The organism is Rhodococcus cercidiphylli, assembly GCF_033042225.1.
Lineage (GTDB): Bacteria > Actinomycetota > Actinomycetes > Mycobacteriales > Mycobacteriaceae > Rhodococcoides.
On the sequence record NZ_JAWLKE010000001.1, the window covers coordinates 285,419 to 301,153 of the forward strand.

Genomic DNA, 15,735 nt, shown 5'->3' on the forward strand with positions numbered 1-15,735 from the left:
TCGAGCAATTCGTCTCGAATGGTGAGATCAGTACACCTCGGTGGCTCACTCTGCCGGGTAAGTTGAGCCAATGTTCTCCAAAGTTTTGGTTGCCAACCGCGGCGAAATCGCCATCCGCGCCTTCCGCGCCTCCTACGAACTCGGGGCCTCGACCGTTGCGGTGTTCCCGTTCGAGGACCGGAACTCGGTGCACCGGACGAAGGCCGACGAGGCGTATCAGATCGGGGAGAAGGGTCATCCCGTTCGCGCGTATCTCTCGGTCGACGAGATCGTCGCCGCTGCCAAGCGCAGCGGTGCGGACGCGGTCTACCCCGGGTACGGATTCCTTTCCGAGAACCCGGATCTGGCCGCAGCGTGCGCCGAGGCCGGCATCACCTTCGTCGGCCCGTCCGCCGACGTGCTCGAACTGACCGGCAACAAGGCGCGGGCCATCGCGGCAGCCAAGGCCGCAGGACTGCCGGTGCTGGCGTCGTCGGAACCGTCGTCCGACGTGGACGAGCTGGTCGCGGCGTCCGAGACCATGACGTTCCCGTTGTTCGTCAAGGCGGTCGCCGGTGGCGGTGGTCGCGGGATGCGCCGGGTGGCCGAGCCCGAGCAGCTACGCGAATCCATCGAAGCTGCTGCGCGCGAGGCGGAATCGGCCTTCGGTGATCCGACGGTGTTCCTCGAGCAGGCCGTGATCGATCCTCGGCACATCGAGGTTCAGATCCTCGCCGACGGCCAGGGCAACGTGGTGCACCTGTTCGAGCGCGACTGCAGTGTGCAGCGTCGGCATCAGAAGGTCATCGAGCTCGCTCCGGCTCCCAATCTGCCCGAAGGATTGCGAGAGAAGATCTGCGCCGATGCCGTGGCGTTCGCGAAGCAGATCGAGTACTCGTGTGCCGGTACCGTCGAGTTCCTGCTCGACACCCGCGGCAATCACGTCTTCATCGAGATGAACCCTCGAATCCAGGTGGAGCACACCGTCACCGAAGAGGTGACCGATGTGGATCTGGTGCAGTCCCAGCTGCGGATCGCCTCGGGAGAGACGCTCGCGGATCTGGGTCTGCAGCAGGAGAACATCGTGTTGCGCGGTGCGGCGCTGCAGTGCCGCATCACCACCGAGGATCCGGCGAACGGATTCCGCCCGGACGTCGGACGCATCACGGCATACCGCACGCCCGGCGGTGCCGGAGTACGTCTCGACGGCGGAACCACGTTGGGTGCCGAGGTCGGGGCCTATTTCGACTCCATGCTCGTCAAGCTCACCTGCCGTGGCCGTGATTTCGACACCGCTGTGGCCCGTGCTCGACGAGCGTTGGCGGAGTTCAGGATTCGCGGTGTGGCCACGAACATTCCGTTCCTGCAAGCGGTTCTGGTCGATCCCGACTTCACGGCCGGTCGCGTCACCACCTCGTTCATCGAGGAGCGCCCCGAACTGCTCACCTCGCGATCCTCGGGCGACCGCGGCACGAAGATCCTCGCCTACCTCGCCGATGTGACGGTCAACAAGCCGCACGGTGAGCGTCCGTCTCCGGTGTACCCGCACGACAAGCTCCCCGCGGTCGACTTCGAGGCTCCGATTCCCGATGGTTCGAGGCAGCGTCTGCTGGCGCTCGGACCCGAGGGCTTCGCTCGCGATCTGCGGAACCAGAAGGCTCTCGGCGTCACCGACACCACGTTCCGTGACGCACATCAGTCGTTGCTGGCGACGCGAGTGCGGACGAGCGGACTGCTCGGCGTCGCCCCGTACGTGGCGCGCACGACGCCGCAGTTGCTCTCGATCGAGGCGTGGGGCGGTGCCACCTACGACGTGGCACTGCGATTCCTGCACGAGGATCCGTGGGAGCGACTGGCGAGCCTGCGAGAGGCCGTGCCCAACATCGCAATTCAGATGTTGCTGCGCGGCAGGAACACCGTCGGCTACACCCCGTATCCGGAGAAGGTGACCCGCAGCTTCGTTGCCGAGGCCACCGACACCGGCATCGACATCTTCCGAATCTTCGACGCGCTCAACAATGTCGATCAGATGCGTCCGGCCATCGATGCCGTGCGCGAGACCGGCACGGCGCTCGCCGAGGTGGCACTGAGCTACACCGGTGATCTGTCGAACCCGAACGAGAACCTCTACACCCTCGACTACTACCTGAAGTTGGCCGAGCAGATCGTCGACGCGGGCGCGCACGTGCTCGCGATCAAGGACATGGCAGGACTGCTTCGCGCACCTGCAGCCAAGACCCTGGTGACGGCGCTGCGCTCGAATTTCGATCTACCCGTGCACGTCCACACGCACGACACCCCCGGTGGGCAGCTCGCGACATACCTGGCGGCCTGGGAGGCCGGGGCGGACGCCGTCGACGGTGCCAGTGCGGCGATGGCAGGCACCACCAGTCAGCCCGCGTTGTCCGCGATCGTTGCGGCGGCGGCACACACCGAGCGCGACACCGGTCTGAATCTGCAGGCCGTCTGCGACCTGGAGCCGTACTGGGAAGCCGTGCGAAAGGTGTACGCGCCGTTCGAGTCCGGGCTGCCTGCACCGACGGGTCGCGTCTACACCCACGAGATTCCCGGTGGACAGCTCTCGAATCTACGGCAGCAGGCGATTTCGCTCGGGCTCGGTGATCGGTTCGAGACCGTCGAGGCCAATTACGCTGCAGCCGACCGTATGTTGGGCCGCCTGACCAAGGTGACCCCGAGCTCGAAGGTCGTCGGCGACCTGGCTCTGGCTCTGGTCGGTGCAAGCGCGTCCGCCGAGGAGTTCGCCGAGAACCCCGGTCGTTACGACATCCCCGATTCGGTGATCGGCTTCCTGCGCGGTGATCTGGGTACGCCCGCGGGCGGATGGCCGGAACCGTTGCGGACGAAGGCGCTGGAGGGGCGCGGTGAGGGCAAGCCGGTGACACCACTCACCGAGGAGGACGAGAAGAGCCTCGACGGAACGTCGGCTCAGCGCCGCGAGACTCTCAACCGTCTGCTGTTCCCCGGTCCCACAGCCGAACTCGCTGCTCATCGCGAGAAGTACGGCGATACGACGCGGCTGTCGGCCAATCAGTTCTTCTACGGCCTGCGGCAGGGCGAGGAGCATCGGGTGGCACTGGAGAAGGGCGTCGAACTGCTCATCGGGCTCGAGGCGATCTCCGACCCCGACGAGCGCGGTATGCGTACCGTGATGTGCATTCTCAACGGACAGTTGCGTCCTGTCTCGGTGCGTGACCGGTCCATCTCGAGTGAGGCACCCACTGTCGAGAAGGCAGACCGATCGAATTCCGGTCATATCCCGGCACCGTTCGCCGGTGTCGTGACGCTCTCCGTCGAAGAGGGACAGAAGATCTCGGCCGGTGACACCGTCGCCACGATCGAGGCCATGAAGATGGAGGCCGCGATCACCGCACCTCGCGGCGGCACCGTGACCCGTCTGGCGATCTCGGGCGTGCAGCAGGTGGAGGGCGGCGATCTGCTCGTCGTCATCGGTGGGGGGTCGACGGGCGAAGAGGCCGGCAGCGAATGACGCGGATCGTGGCGGGTGTCGCGGGCGGTCGCCGATTGTCGGTACCCGGCCAGGGCACCCGCCCCACCTCCGAGCGTGTGCGCGAGGCGCTGTTCAGCTCTCTGGAGAGTCGGATGGAACTGGGTGGTGCCGCGGTGCTGGATCTGTTCGCGGGATCGGGGGCACTGGGGCTCGAGGCACTCTCGCGTGGCGCGTCGTCGGCGGTGTTGGTCGAGTCGGACGCCCGAGCGGCAGCGGTGGTGCGAAAGAACATCGAATCCGTGGGTCTGCCCGGTGCGTCGGTCCGGTGTGCCCCGGTGGCCTCGGTACTGGCCGGGACAGCGGATGCGGCGTACGACCTGGTGTTGGCCGACCCGCCGTATGCGGTCACCGACACTGCCGTCGCCGGTCTGTTGGACAGGCTCGTCACCGGGGGATGGCTCACCCCCGACGCGGTCGTCGTCCTCGAGCGCTCGTCGCGGTCGCCGGAGACCCGATGGCCGACCGGACTCGTTCCGGAGAAGTCGAAGAAGTACGGCGAGAGTCGAATCGAGATCGCGGCACGCGCGTGACGGGTGAGCCCGGTGTCGGCTGATAGGTTCGCGGGCATGACTGGCGCACTCTGCCCTGGATCCTTCGACCCGGTGACCAACGGTCACCTCGACATCTTCGAGCGCGCAGCGGCCGCCTTCGACGAGGTGGTGGTCACGGTGATGGTGAACAAGAGCAAGAAGGGCATGTTCAGCATCGACGAGCGGATCGAGATGCTCGAGGTCGCCACGGAGCATCTGCCCAACGTCAGAATCGGTTCGTGGTACGGCTTGTTGGTCGATTATGCTCGGCAAGAAGGATTTTCGGCGATAGTCAAAGGTCTGCGCAGTGCCAACGACTTCGATTACGAGTTGCAGATGGCGCAGATGAACAGAACGTTGACCGGTGTGGACACGCTGTTTCTTCCGGCGAATCCTGCGCACAGCTTCCTGTCGAGTTCGTTGATCAAGGAGGTCGCGACCTTCGGGGGAGACGTCACCGGCATGCTGCCGCCGTTCGTTCAGGACCGACTGCTGGCCCGTATCGCCGAGCGGGCGGCAGACTAGTTCGAGGAGCGACACACCGGGCCGGTATAGCGCAGACGCGCGCGTCGGCGGGCAGACTGGGTAGCGCAGCACTGCGAGTGAAGACCGCGCAGTGGCAGATTCGACGATTGGGGTAACCGGTGTACCGCGTATTCGAGGCGCTCGACGAGCTCGTCGCCATTGTCGAGGAGGCGCGCGGCGTTCCGATGACTGCCGGGTGTGTCGTCCCTCGCGGCGACGTCCTGGAACTGCTCGACGACGTCCGAGACGCCATCCCCGGCGAGCTGGACGACGCCCAGGACGTACTGGACCATCGCGACAAGCTCGTCGGCGATGCCAGGGCCACTGCAGAGAAGACGGTGAGCACCGCCAATGCCGAGGCCCAGAACACCGTCGAGAACGCCAGGGATTCGGCCGATCGCATTCTCGCCGACGCCAAGGCCCAGGCGGATCGCATGGTGTCCGAGGCGTCGGCGCACGCCGACCAGCTCGTGGCCGATGCCGAGGCAGAAGCAGAGCGCACGGTGCTGGAAGGCCAGCGTGAGTACGAGGCACTGACCGTTCGCGCCCGCACCGAAGCCGATCGGATGATCGAGTCCGGTACGGCGTCGTACGAGCGGTCGGTCGCAGACGGCACCGCCGAACAGAACCGTCTCGTGTCGGAAACCGAGGTCGTTCAGGCGGCCCACGCCGAGTCGGCTCGGGTGATCGACAGCGCGCACGCCGAATCGGATCGGATGCGCAGCGAGTGCGACGTCTACGTCGACACCAAGCTGGCAGAGTTCGAGGAGTTCCTCAGCGGCACCATCCGTTCGGTCGGCCGTGGGCGTCAGCAACTGCGAACCGGCTCGGGTGTACCGGAATACGGCAGCGAGCCGTACGGCGAATCGGCGTACGGAAGCCCGGAGCAGGGGCGTCGCAGCCGCCACTGAACGGCAGCAATTTGCCCTCGTATGCGTGTATGCGTATCGTTGTGGGGTTGCTTACCGACAGTAGGCATACCGACAGTAAGGAAGATCAGCCGTGCCCCCGCCCAAGAGAACGACCCGTCCGGAATTGGACGACGGATTCGTTCTGGACATTCTCAACCTCGGTCGTCGACCCGGGTCGACGAAGGCCATCGAGCGGACGGTTCCGGCTCCTTCCCGAATCGGCCTCGATGCCATTGCCATCGAAGCCGGTGTACCGGTCTCGCTCGATCTGCAGTTGCAGGCGGTCTCGGAGGGCGTTCTCGTCACCGGCTCCGTACGAGCAGCCACGGCCGGAGAGTGCACACGGTGCCTCGACCCGGTCAGTGGCAACGTCGACGTCTACCTGACCGAGTTGTTCGCTTACCCGAACAGCATCACCGAGGAGACCACCGATGCGGACGAGATTCACCGCATCGCCGACGACCTGATAGACCTCGAACCCGTCATCGTCGACGCGGTCGGTCTGGAGCTTCCACTCCACCCCGTCTGCAGTGACGAGTGCGAGGGATTGTGCCCAGAATGCGGCGTTCGCCTGGCGATTGCTGAATCCGGCCACTCTCACGATACAATTGATCCTCGCTGGGCTGGTCTTGCAGCCAAATTTGGCGTGGATCCAGAACCGAGCACAGAACTTGTGAACAACGAAGCCGAGGAGAAGTAAGTGGCTGTCCCGAAGCGCAAAATGTCGCGTTCCAACACGAGGTCGCGTCGTGCACAGTGGAAAACCACTGCGCCCACCCTCGTGACGTGCCCCAACCGCGGTTGTGGCGAGAAGACTCTGCCCCACATCGCGTGCCCCTCGTGCGGCACCTACAAGGGCCGCCAGGTCGTCGCAGCGGTCTGATTTCCGCTTACGTGACACACGAAGTAGTGGACCGGCACAACAGCGGTTCACAGAAGAATAGCTCCACTGCCGCCAGCGGCGGGGACGACCGAGAGTCGCTCCTCGCCGCTATCGGTGTCTCTCTGTCGGAACCGTTGTTGACATTGGCTCTGACGCACCGATCGTTCGCGTACGAGCACGGTGGTCTGCCGACCAACGAGCGTCTCGAGTTCCTGGGGGACTCCGTCCTCGGTCTTGCTGTGACCGAGCATCTCTACGCGGTGCACCCCGCGAAGTCCGAAGGTCAACTGGCCAAGATCAGGGCGAGTGTGGTCAACATGCATGCCCTGGCCGAGGTCGCGCGCGGACTCGGCGACGGCGGTCTGGGTCGCCACCTGCTGTTGGGTAAAGGTGAGGAGCAGACCGGTGGACGCGACAAGCCGAGCATTCTTGCCGACGGCATGGAGTCGTTGCTCGGTGCAATCCACCTGCAGCACGGCATCGACGTTGCGCGCACCGTCGTTCTGACGTTGTTCGCAGGCCTGCTCGATCGGGCTCCCAAGCTCGGTGCAGGACTGGACTGGAAGACGAGCCTGCAGGAATTGACCGCCGAACGTGCACTCGGCGTTCCCGCGTACGAAATCTCGTCCACCGGGCCCGATCACGACAAGGAATTCACCGCGACCGTGCTGGTCGGTGGATTCCCCCGCGGCGTCGGTATCGGCCGATCGAAGAAGGAAGCCGAACAGAAGGCTGCCAGTCTGGCGTGGAATGCGTTGTCGGACAACGACACTGCGATTCCGGCCGAGTCGGCCCCAGACCCTTCCTGATGCCGGAACTACCCGAGGTCGAGGTCGTCAGACTCGGTCTGGAATCTCATGTCGTCGGTAGGACGGTGCGATCGGTGGAGGTCTTGCACCCCCGCGCTGTGCGGCGTCACGATCTCGGTGGTCTCGATCTGATCGGCCAGTTGCGCGGTCAACGCATCTCCTCCGCTCGACGGCGTGGAAAATACCTCTGGCTGGTGATGGAACCCGGCGATTTCGCGACCGTCGTGCATCTGGGTATGAGCGGGCAGATGCTGGTGCAGCCGCCGTCCGCCCCGGACGAGAAGCACCTGCGGATTCGTGCTCGACTCGACGACGGCACCGATCTGCGCTTCGTGGATCAGCGCACGTTCGGCGGCTGGGCACTCGCCCCGATCGTCACCGTGGACGGCACAGAGGTACCCGAACCGGTCGCACACATTGCCCGCGACCCGATCGATCCACTGTTCGACGCCGAATCGGTGGTGAACGTGTTGCGCGGCAAGCACACCGAGATCAAGCGGGCACTCCTCGATCAGACCGTGCTGTCGGGCGTTGGCAACATCTATGCCGACGAGGCGCTGTGGCGTGCGAAGATCCACGGCAATCGAATCGCGGAGACTCTGACACGGCCGGCGCTGCGGCGCCTTCTCACAGCGGTGCACGCGGTGATGGGCGAGGCCTTGGCACAGGGCGGAACCTCGTTCGACGCGCTGTACGTGAACGTCAACGGTCAATCCGGTTACTTCGATCGATCCCTCGACGCCTACGGGCAGGAGGGCCTGCCCTGCTCGCGATGCGGAGCCCCGATCAGACGCGAGAAGTTCATGAACCGCTCGTCGTTCAGCTGCCCCACGTGCCAGCCGCGACCCCGACACGTGCGTGGCTGACAGGGAACAAATTGTTCCGCAGGCTCCACTCCTGTGCGCACGGGTCGTTCCGCAGGCTCCACTCCTGAACCGCCCGCCTAGTATTTCGGTCATGGCAGAACAGAGCACGCCGACCAACCTCTGGGTCGAGCGCACAGGCACACGTCGTTACACCGGCCGCAGCTCGCGAGGAGCCGAAGTGCTCATCGGGTCCGAGTCGGTCGACGGCGTCTTCACTCCCGGCGAGCTGCTCAAGATCGCCCTCGCAGCGTGCACCGGGATGAGCTCGGACCTACCGCTTTCGCGTCGACTGGGAGACGACTACTCCGCCACCGTCGAGGTGTCGGGTACCGCAGATCGGGAAAACGAGCTGTACCCGGAACTGAACGAAATTCTTCGGGTCGACCTCAGCGAAATGGACCCCGAGGCACAGGAGCGTCTGCTCACGGTCGTCCAGCGCGCCATCGACAAGGTGTGCACGGTAGGCCGGACCCTGAAGGCCGGCACGACTGTCACCCTGGACATCGACGTGGACGCCTGATGAAAGCCAGAGCAGCCGTGGTCGTCACGGGTCTGCTCCTCGGCGCGGCGACCGCCCTGGCTCCCACCTCGGAGGCGTCGAGCACCTGCAGTCCGTGGTCGGTGAGCACGGTGGCGTCGGGATTCGGGATGCTAGAGAATCTGGAGTTCGACGGCCGCGGTTCGATGATCGTCTCCGAGACCTCTCCCATCGGACCCGGCGCTCTGCGTACCGTGGCTCCGAACGGTGACCGGGGCACACTCGTTGCCGACGTCGATTCGCCGGGCGGACTAAGCGCCGACGGTGACACGCTGTACTTCACGACCGGAAACAGCGCTGCCGCAGGACTTTTCGATATGCGAACCGGCACCGTCGACACGATCGATCTCGGTACCGGGGTTCGGTCGACGTACGCGTCGGGTCTGGCGATGCCCAACGGGCTGACGCGATCGGAGGCCGGCGATCTGTTCACCACCCGGAACCTGGGTGCCGCTGCAGGACTGACCCGGATCGCGACCGATCGCACCGTGTCGACGGTACGTACGGACGTGGGAACGGCCAACGGAATCGGCATCGGCGGCGGAAAGATGTACGTGGCCAACACGTTCGATCTCGAGACGACGCTCACCGTGCTCGACGAGAACAATCCGTCCGGACCCTCCGAGCGCATTCGCATCGACGGCGTGGGACCGCTCACGATGTCGGACGACCTGACCGTCGGCGTCGACGGAACGGTCTATCTCGCACAGAATCTCGCCGGCAGGGTAGTTCGTATCGATCCCGAATCCGGAGCGTCCTGCGTGATAGCCACCGGTGTTCCGCTGACCTCGTCGGTAGCCTTCGGCGGGGTCGGATTCGACGAGACGGCTTTGTACGCCACCAGTTTCGACGGAACCGTCCGAAAGTTGGCTCGCTCGTGAGCGAAGAACGGCTGACGGCGTGGGTGCACGGGCTCGTTCAGGGCGTCGGGTTCCGGTGGTGGACGCGCTCGCGCGCCCTCGAACTCGGACTGGTCGGTCACGCGACCAACCACGCGGACGGACGGGTCCTGGTGATAGCGGAGGGCCCACGTGAGCGTCTCGAGGCACTGCTGGCCTTGCTCCGAGGCGATCGGACGCCGGGCACGGTCACGCTCGTCGTGGAGAGTTGGGACACCGCCCGCGGAGATCTGACGGGCTTCGTCGAACGCTGATCGCTCGTTGCGGACGGCTCGGCGCACATCGCTGCGTACTACCGGTAAAGTACGGACGCTATGTATCTCAAGAGTCTGACGCTGAAGGGCTTCAAGTCCTTTGCTTCGGCGACGACTCTGCGTTTCGAGCCGGGAATCACCTGTGTCGTCGGCCCCAACGGCTCGGGTAAATCCAATGTCGTGGATGCCCTGACCTGGGTGATGGGTGAACAGGGTGCCAAGGCGTTGCGCGGCGGGAAGATGGAAGATGTCATCTTCGCGGGCACCTCGGGGCGGGCCCCGCTGGGCCGCGCAGAGGTCACTCTGACGATCGACAATTCCGATGGCGCACTTCCGATCGATTACTCCGAGGTCTCCATCACTCGGCGTATGTTCCGCGACGGCGCGGGCGAGTACGAGATCAACGGCAGTTCGTGCCGTTTGATGGACGTCCAGGAACTGCTCAGCGACTCCGGTATCGGCCGCGAGATGCACGTGATCGTGGGGCAGGGTCGGCTCGCAGCGATCCTGGAATCGCGGCCCGAGGACCGGCGAGCCTTCATCGAAGAAGCAGCCGGGGTACTCAAGCACCGCAAGCGCAAGGAAAAGGCCGTCCGCAAGCTCGACGCGATGCAGGCCAACCTGGCGCGGTTGACCGACCTGACGACCGAATTGCGCCGCCAACTCAAGCCTCTCGGCAGGCAGGCCGAGGTTGCGCGCCGCGCGCAGACCGTCCAGGCCGACCTACGCGATGCCCGATTGCGACTGGTGGCCGACGATCTGGTGGCCAGGCGCGAGGAATTCGCGAACCAGACCCAAGACGAGGAAGCGGCACGCGAGCAGTACGCGATGGTGCAGGACGCCCTCGAAGCCGGCTCGGTGGCACTCGGCGAACACGAGCAGGCCGTCGCCCGGCTGACCCCCAGTGCCGAAGCGGCCGGGCAGACGTGGTTCCGCCTGTCGGCCCTGGCCGAGCGCGTCAACGCGACGGTGCGCATCGCACACGAACGGGCTCGGCATCTCGACGCCGTTCGATCCACCGGTCGAGGGCAGGACCCGGACGAGCTCGAAGCGCAGGCCGAGCGGGTCGCCGAAGAAGAGATGGAACTCGTCGAAGCAGTCGAGATGGCACGTGAGACCCTCGAGGCGGCACGCGAGCAGTTGGCCGAGCGCGAAGCTGCCGCTGCGGCCGCCGAGCGCGCCCACCTCGCCGCTGTACGCGCGGTGGCCGACCGGCGCGAAGGGTTCGCTCGCCTGTCCGGCCGAGTCGACACCTTCCGAACCAAGGTCGAGTCGATCGACTCGGAGGTGGCGCGCTTGTCGGTGGCCATCGACGAGGCCCGAGAGCGCGGCGAATCGGCTCAGCGTGAGTTCGAGAGCGTGCAGGATCAGATCGGCACGCTCGACGCGAGTGAACTGAGCCTCGACACCCATTACGAACGCGCCGTTGCCGCGCTGCGACATGCCGACGCCCGAGTGACGGAGCTGCAGGCAGAAGAACGCATCGCGGGCAAGAGGGTCGCGTCGTTCGAGGCCAGGATCGAGGCGCTCACGATGGGCCTCGAACGCAAGGACGGTGCCGGGTGGCTGGTGGAGAACCAGCAGGACGGCCTGTCCGGCCTGCTCGCCGGCCATCTCACGGTCGAGCCTGGATACGAGGTCGCGGTGGCAGTGGCCATGGGTCCGGCCGCCGATGCCGCACACGCCGAATCGTTCGACGCCGCGCGGGATGCCGTGCTGGCGCTGCGTGCGGCCGACGGCGGGCGCGCGTCCATCGTGCACGGCAGTGTCGCTGCAGCGCAGTCGTTTTCACGTCCGGAACTGCCGGACGGCGCTCGATGGGTGCTGGACCTGATCGAGTATCCGGACCGGTTGGCCGGAGCCATGGCGGCCCTGCTCGACGGTGTGGTCGCCGTCGAATCGCTCGACGCTGCACACAGTCTCGTCTCCGATTCCGGTGATCTGCGTGCGGTCACCAAGGACGGCGACGTCGTCGAAGCCGGCTGGGTCACCGGCGGCTCGGATCGTCGTCCGAGCACCCTCGAGGTGCAGTCGGCCATCGACACGTCCACCGTGGAGTTGGCGGCGGCAGTCCGCCGCGCGGAGGAACTCGACGCAGCGCTGTCGGGAGCGTTGGACGAACAACGGGACCGGCGCGAATCGGCCGAGCAAGCGCTCGCGGCGCTCAACGAATCCGATGCTGCCATGGCAGCGGTGTACGAGCAGTTGGGCCGATTGGGTCAACTGGCGCGTTCGGCGCATGCCGAGTCGGCGCGATTGACGACGCAGCGTAGCTCTGCCGAGGCCAGCCGAGAAGAAGCGATTGCGCGGCTGGCCGAGCTCGAGGAAAGTCTGCGGACGGCCGAGGACGAACAGTCGGGTTTCGCGGGAGACGGCGAGAGCAGTGACGCAGCCACCACGATGGAACGGGAGATGGCGGCAGCGGCACTGACCGAAGTGCGTGCCGTCGAGGTCGAGGCTCGGTTGAACGTGCGGACCGCCGAAGAGCGCGCACAGTCCGTGCGCGGCAAGGCGGATTCGCTTCGACGGGCGGCGCGAGCCGAGCGTGAGGCCAGGGCGCGAGCCGAGCGTGAGAGCGCGGCGCGTCGGCATGCGGCCGCAGTGGCGGCGGCGGTCGGAGAATCCGGCGAGGAAGTCGCCGCGCGGTTGGCCACGGTCGTGGCAGCCGCTGCACGGAGGCGAGACGAGCTCTCAGCCGAACGTGCAACGCGCACAATCGAACTCGACAAGGTGAAGGAGCAGGTTCGAGCCCTGCAGGGGCAGCTGGCGTCGATCACCGACGCCGTGCACCGGGACGAGGTGGCCCGCGCCCAGGCCGCGCTGCGGATCGAACAACTCGAGACGACGATTCTCGAGCAACACGGCATCGGCCTCGACGATCTGGTGGCCGAGTACGGGCCCGACGTGGCCCTGCCACCCACCGAACTCGAGATGGCCGAGTACGAGGCAGCCAAGGAGCGGGGCGAGCAGGTGGTGGCACCTGCCCCGATGCCGTTCGACCGCGCCACTCAGGAGCAGCGCGCCAAACGCGCCGAGCGTGACCTTGCGACACTCGGCAAGGTGAACCCGCTCGCTCTCGAGGAGTTCGCCGCCCTCGAGGAGCGCTACAACTTCCTGTCCACTCAGCTCGAAGACGTCAAGTCCGCACGCAAGGACCTGCTCGGCGTGGTCGCCGACGTCGACGAACGGATTCTGCAGGTCTTCACGGAGGCCTGGCTCGACGTCGAACGAGAATTCACCGGGGTGTTCGCCAAACTTTTCCCCGGCGGCGAAGGACGATTGATCCTGACCGACCCGTCGGACATGCTCACCACCGGAATCGAGGTCGAGGCCCGCCCACCCGGCAAGAAGGTCAAGCGGCTCTCGCTGCTCTCCGGTGGCGAGAAATCACTGACCGCGGTGGCCATGCTGGTGGCCATTTTCCGCGCCCGACCGTCACCGTTCTACGTCATGGACGAGGTCGAGGCAGCACTGGACGACACCAACCTGCGTCGACTGATCGGACTGTTCGAGCAGCTCCGCGAGAAGTCGCAGTTGATCGTCATCACGCACCAGAAGCCGACGATGGAAGTGGCCGACGCGCTGTACGGCGTCAGCATGCGCGGCGACGGAATCACCACGGTCATCTCGCAGCGGTTGAACCGAGAACGCGTCGCAGTGGACGCAGTGCAGCCGGACCCGACCGAGCCGGATGCGGTCGCTGAATCCGACACCGTCTCCTGAGCAGCGTCCTCCGTGGCTACTGCTTCGGGTAGAGCTGTTCGGCGTAGGACGGACCGTAGTATTCCCGCAGTTCCTCCACCGTTTCGGGAGCCTGAGGAATCAACGCTTTCGTCAGCGTCGCGACGTCGGGGATGGCGTCGGCATCCCAGGTCTCGGGCTGCCACAGCTTTGATCGCATGAACGCCTTCGCGCAGTGATGGAACACCTGCTCGATGTCGACGACCAGACACATGATCGGGCGGTGGCCCTTGACCTGCAGTTCGTCGAAGAACGGGGCGTCGGTGACCAAGGAAGCGCGACCGTTGACGCGGAGGGTGTCACCGCGACCGGGGACGAAGAAGTTCAGCCCGACGAACGGGTTCTCGACGATGTTGCGATAGCCGTCCATCCGGCGGTTGCCCGGCCGTTCGGCGAGAGCGATCGTGGCGTCGTCGAGGACGTGCACCAGGCTGCCGGGCGGATCACCCTTGGGCGAAACGTCGCATCGCCCGCTCGCGTCCGAGGTCCCGATGAGGCAGAACGGTGAGGTAGCGAGCCACTGCACGTCCAGAGGGTGCAGCGTGCGCCGGTCCTTGTTGGCGGCTCGGAAGCTCGGCTCTCCGAACATCTCGGTCAGTTCGGCGGCGTCGCGCACCGTGGTCCACTCCATGACCGTGAATGTTATCGACACGGACTTGCGGGCGGGAAGCGCATTTTCACGGTCGGTGCACCACCGGTGACGAACGGACGCGATCGCCTGAGAGGATGTTCCACGTGAGTAACCAAGCGTGGATCATCGTCGCGGCGATCGCTGCCGTCCTGCTCGTCGTCCTCGTCGTCGGGCTGGTTCTCTCCCGTCGCCGGAGAGTGTCCCTCAAGTCGGACGAGGCAGCGCGAATCGAGGGCGCGGCCACCAAGGACAAATCCGGTGGCTACACCGCGGGCAGCGGCTTCTCGTTCAGTCAGGGAACGGCGACAGCCGAGCCTGTTGCCCCGAAGGCCCCCGAGCCCGAGCCGAAGCCGGTCGTGCCGAAGCCTGCCGAGCCGAAGCCGGTCGAGAACATCCCCGTCGAGTCCACGCCGGTCGAGCGGCCGCCGGTGGTACCCACGCCTGAACCGGTCGAATCGGAGACCGTCTGGATCGAACCGGAGGTGTCCGAGCCGGAGGCCCCGGCAACCGATGCCACCGTCGAAGATCCCGTTGCGCCCGAGCGGTCGGTGGCCGACACCGTTGCTCCCGCGCCTCGCCGCTTGGACACCATCGAACCGACCGAGGGACGACTCGACCGTCTCCGTGGCCGGCTGGCACGATCTCAGTCGGCTGTGGGCAAGAGCCTGCTCGGCCTTCTCGGCGGCGGCGATCTGGACGAGGACTCGTGGGAAGAGGTCGAGGACACCCTCCTGATCGCCGATATAGGTTCTGCCACCACCGCGGAGCTCATGCGGACGCTGCGTGAGCAGATGGCGGCGCGCAGTATTCGCACCGAAGCCGACGCCAGGGCTCTGCTGCGCGAGATCCTCGTTGCGCAGCTGCACCCCGAGTTCGATCGTTCGATTCGCGCGCTGCCGCACGACGGCGCGCCCGCGGTGTTGCTGGTGGTGGGGGTCAACGGAACCGGCAAGACCACGACCACCGGCAAACTGGCTCGCGTGCTGGTCGCGGACGGGCGGCGGGTGTTGCTCGGTGCCGCCGACACGTTCCGCGCAGCTGCGGCCGATCAGCTGCAGACCTGGGCCGAGCGAGTGGGTGCAGAGGTGGTTCGCGGCAAGGAGGCCGCGGATCCGGCCGCTGTCGCGTTCGACGCGGTGAGCAAGGGGATCGAGAACGGCGTCGATGTGGTTCTGATCGACACCGCGGGACGATTGCACACCAAATCGGGTCTGATGGACGAACTGAGCAAGGTCAAGCGAGTCGTCGAGAAGCGGGCCCACGTGGACGACGTTCTGCTCGTTCTCGACGCAACCGTGGGCCAGAACGGACTGACGCAGGCCCGTGTCTTCGCCGAAATCGTGAACATCACGGGAGTCGTGCTGACCAAGCTCGACGGAACCGCGAAGGGTGGCATCGTTTTTCAAGTGCAGCGTGAACTCGGAGTGCCCGTCAAGCTCGTCGGTCTCGGCGAGGGTGCCGACGATCTGGCACCGTTCGAGCCGGGTGCCTTCGTCGACGCGTTGCTGGGCTGATCTCGACTCGGGGGTAGTTCCCGAACCGGGGCAAAAGCACAAACGCCAGCACGAAACCTTTTTGCAACAGAATTCGGTCATGCGTTCACATGCCCGAAACACCCGAGTGTCACGGATGAAACTTCG

General features: G+C 65.8%; 14 protein-coding genes. 13 read left to right on the forward strand and 1 reads right to left on the reverse strand.

What is annotated here, in order from left to right; all coding sequences use genetic code 11:
• Positions 1-70: 70 nt before the first annotated feature.
• The 12 genes from R3P95_RS01375 to smc all read left to right on the forward strand — a co-directional run bounded on the left by R3P95_RS01375 (position 71) and on the right by smc (position 13,446).
• Entirely contained in the window at positions 71-3,487 is a 3,417-nt protein-coding gene (locus R3P95_RS01375) for a pyruvate carboxylase (RefSeq protein ID WP_317547173.1), read from the forward strand.
• The gene (gene rsmD / locus R3P95_RS01380) at positions 3,484-4,038 is read left to right on the forward strand and encodes a 16S rRNA (guanine(966)-N(2))-methyltransferase RsmD (protein WP_149405552.1); all 555 of its coding nucleotides are present in this window, start codon (positions 3,484-3,486) and stop codon (positions 4,036-4,038) included. The genes R3P95_RS01375 and rsmD overlap by 4 nt, the downstream gene beginning before the upstream one ends.
• Before the next feature lie 36 nt (positions 4,039-4,074).
• A complete protein-coding gene (coaD, locus tag R3P95_RS01385; protein ID WP_094642224.1) occupies positions 4,075-4,563 on the forward strand; it encodes a pantetheine-phosphate adenylyltransferase in 489 nt (162 codons plus the stop codon).
• A 119-nt stretch (positions 4,564-4,682) separates the two neighbouring features.
• Positions 4,683-5,474 carry a DivIVA domain-containing protein gene (locus tag R3P95_RS01390; protein WP_317547175.1) on the forward strand — a complete coding sequence of 264 codons (792 nt, stop codon included), beginning with the start codon at positions 4,683-4,685 and terminating at the stop codon, positions 5,472-5,474.
• Positions 5,475-5,565: 91 nt separating this feature from the next.
• Entirely contained in the window at positions 5,566-6,174 is a 609-nt protein-coding gene (locus R3P95_RS01395) for a YceD family protein (protein ID WP_176460482.1), read from the forward strand.
• The gene (gene rpmF / locus R3P95_RS01400) at positions 6,175-6,357 is read left to right on the forward strand and encodes a 50S ribosomal protein L32 (protein WP_032397784.1); all 183 of its coding nucleotides are present in this window, start codon (positions 6,175-6,177) and stop codon (positions 6,355-6,357) included.
• A 26-nt stretch (positions 6,358-6,383) separates the two neighbouring features.
• Positions 6,384-7,166, forward strand: a complete 783-nt coding sequence (gene rnc / locus R3P95_RS01405) for a ribonuclease III (protein ID WP_149405658.1) — start codon at positions 6,384-6,386, stop codon at positions 7,164-7,166.
• On the forward strand, positions 7,166-8,032 hold the full coding sequence (gene mutM / locus R3P95_RS01410; RefSeq protein WP_243593391.1) for a bifunctional DNA-formamidopyrimidine glycosylase/DNA-(apurinic or apyrimidinic site) lyase: 867 nt from the start codon (positions 7,166-7,168) through the stop codon (positions 8,030-8,032). The genes rnc and mutM overlap by 1 nt, the downstream gene beginning before the upstream one ends.
• 91 nt (positions 8,033-8,123) lie before the next feature.
• Positions 8,124-8,552 carry an OsmC family protein gene (locus tag R3P95_RS01415; RefSeq protein WP_269593611.1) on the forward strand — a complete coding sequence of 143 codons (429 nt, stop codon included), beginning with the start codon at positions 8,124-8,126 and terminating at the stop codon, positions 8,550-8,552.
• Entirely contained in the window at positions 8,552-9,451 is a 900-nt protein-coding gene (locus R3P95_RS01420) for an SMP-30/gluconolactonase/LRE family protein (protein ID WP_317547177.1), read from the forward strand. Before R3P95_RS01415 ends, R3P95_RS01420 begins: the two co-directional genes overlap by 1 nt.
• Positions 9,448-9,723, forward strand: a complete 276-nt coding sequence (locus tag R3P95_RS01425) for an acylphosphatase (RefSeq protein WP_149405555.1) — start codon at positions 9,448-9,450, stop codon at positions 9,721-9,723. The genes R3P95_RS01420 and R3P95_RS01425 overlap by 4 nt, the downstream gene beginning before the upstream one ends.
• Positions 9,724-9,783: 60 nt before the next feature.
• The gene (gene smc / locus R3P95_RS01430) at positions 9,784-13,446 is read left to right on the forward strand and encodes a chromosome segregation protein SMC (protein ID WP_317547178.1); all 3,663 of its coding nucleotides are present in this window, start codon (positions 9,784-9,786) and stop codon (positions 13,444-13,446) included.
• Positions 13,447-13,462: 16 nt separating this feature from the next.
• Here the strand turns inward: smc and R3P95_RS01435 are convergent, their stop codons facing one another.
• On the reverse strand, positions 13,463-14,095 hold the full coding sequence (locus R3P95_RS01435) for an MSMEG_1061 family FMN-dependent PPOX-type flavoprotein (RefSeq protein WP_149405557.1): 633 nt from the start codon (positions 14,093-14,095) through the stop codon (positions 13,463-13,465).
• 104 nt (positions 14,096-14,199) lie between these two features.
• Between R3P95_RS01435 and ftsY the strand changes: the two genes are divergently transcribed.
• On the forward strand, positions 14,200-15,609 hold the full coding sequence (gene ftsY, locus R3P95_RS01440; RefSeq protein ID WP_149405558.1) for a signal recognition particle-docking protein FtsY: 1,410 nt from the start codon (positions 14,200-14,202) through the stop codon (positions 15,607-15,609).
• The last annotated feature ends 126 nt before the right edge of the window (positions 15,610-15,735 follow it).

Excerpts from the sequence above, each read along its gene's own strand:
- rsmD (WP_149405552.1), top strand. The coding sequence starts at position 3,484 with ATGACGCGGATCGTGGCGGGTGTCGCGGGCGGTCGCCGATTGTCGGTA.
- coaD (WP_094642224.1), top strand. The coding sequence starts at position 4,075 with ATGACTGGCGCACTCTGCCCTGGATCCTTCGACCCGGTGACCAACGGT.
- R3P95_RS01415 (WP_269593611.1), top strand. The coding sequence starts at position 8,124 with ATGGCAGAACAGAGCACGCCGACCAACCTCTGGGTCGAGCGCACAGGC.
- R3P95_RS01375 (WP_317547173.1), top strand. The coding sequence starts at position 71 with ATGTTCTCCAAAGTTTTGGTTGCCAACCGCGGCGAAATCGCCATCCGC.
- smc (WP_317547178.1), top strand. The coding sequence starts at position 9,784 with ATGTATCTCAAGAGTCTGACGCTGAAGGGCTTCAAGTCCTTTGCTTCG.
- mutM (WP_243593391.1), top strand. The coding sequence starts at position 7,166 with ATGCCGGAACTACCCGAGGTCGAGGTCGTCAGACTCGGTCTGGAATCT.
- R3P95_RS01435 (WP_149405557.1), bottom strand. The coding sequence starts at position 14,095 with ATGGAGTGGACCACGGTGCGCGACGCCGCCGAACTGACCGAGATGTTC.
- R3P95_RS01420 (WP_317547177.1), top strand. The coding sequence starts at position 8,552 with ATGAAAGCCAGAGCAGCCGTGGTCGTCACGGGTCTGCTCCTCGGCGCG.